Here is a 1,382-nt window from a genome sequence, read left to right on the forward strand (position 1 = left end):
GGCACCAGGGCCGCCCGGACCCTGGGCGACGTACTCGTCCAGGACGGAGAGAGCCACGTTGCTCAGCAGCGGGGAAAGAATCGACCCTTGCGGACTACCGGCGTCGGTGTTCACCAGCGTGCCGTCCTCGGTGAGGACACCCGCTTTCAGGAACGCCTTCACCAGAGCCAGGACGCGTTTGTCACCGACACGACCCCGCACCCGGTCCATCAAGGCAGAATGCGAGATCCCGTCGAAACAGGCTTTGATGTCACCTTCCACGACCCACTCGTACGTGCGGGACGCGAAATGGTGCACCTCCGCCACCGTGTCGTGAGCCCGGCGGTTCGGACGGAACCCGTAGGAACACGGAAGAAAATCCGCCTCGAAAATAGGCTCCAACACCAGCTTCAACGACGCCTGCGCCACCCGGTCACGAACAGTCGCGACCCCGAGGTAGCGGACCTTCCCGCCCGTCTTGGGGATCGCGCGCCGCCGCGCCGGCAGGGGCTGGAAGGTACGGGACCTCAGATCTTCCCGCAGCTCCGCGAGGAACTCCTCCACCCCACGCACGGACTCGACGTAGCGGGCGGTCTCGCCGTCCACCCCGGCCGTGCGCGCGCCCTTGTTGTTCCGCACCCGATCCCAGGCGACCAGCAGGAAGCCTGGGTCCGCAACGAGGTTGAACAGGTCGTCGAACCTGCGACGAGGGTCATCACCGGCCCAACGGTGCAGCTTGGCCTGGATCTCCAGTACCCGGCGTTCCGCTCCAGACGGAGCGGCCGCCGGTTCGTCGGTGTTCACCGACGACCTCCTGGTGTTCCAGCACGTCCACCGCCGACTCGCTGGCCCCCTTCGCCATGCGCGGGCCTCTCGCCCGCTCGGACTACTACGGGGCCTCCGCCCCGTCCCGCGCCTTCGACAGACGACGTGCCTATCCCGCCGCTCCGGGTGGCACCCGGCAGACGGGAACGACACGGGACGGTTCCCGTGTTCACTGAGAATCGATCGACCAGTCCGGCATCCAGCTTTGCCCCGGCAGCATCGCCACGGTTACGCCGCAGGCCTTCACCGTGGCCTCCCCACCGACACGCCAAGTCGGCTTCAGAGTCGGCCCGCCCAACGGGTGGACCGTGCACTGCACCCCGGCCTGTATCCACCAGATTTAAGCCGGTGCCACGCTTACGGAGCTTTACCACTGGTTCCTCTCGTACACCCTCTGGTCTCGCTCGCCGGACCCCGCCCGTCTGGCAGTCCCGAGCAGTCCCGGCTTTGTCAGCGCTGCTTCCCGCCCTCCCCGGCGCCTCCCGGGTCAGACTGCGCTCAGCTCCCACCAGACTGCTGCGACAGCCCGGCGAGGAGGTCTCGCACCTCCTTCGATTCCCAGCGCCTCACGGCGCACC

1 protein-coding gene is annotated in these 1,382 nt (G+C 67.7%); it reads right to left on the reverse strand.

All coding sequences use genetic code 11. The annotated features are described in order from the left end of the window. The coding region (locus AB1460_RS37490) for a reverse transcriptase domain-containing protein (protein ID WP_368967311.1) at positions 1 to 783 on the reverse strand (783 nt) is incomplete at its 3' end. Positions 784 to 1,382 lie beyond the last annotated feature (599 nt).

This window comes from Parafrankia sp. FMc2, from assembly GCF_041008525.1.
Taxonomy (GTDB): domain Bacteria; phylum Actinomycetota; class Actinomycetes; order Frankiales; family Frankiaceae; genus Parafrankia.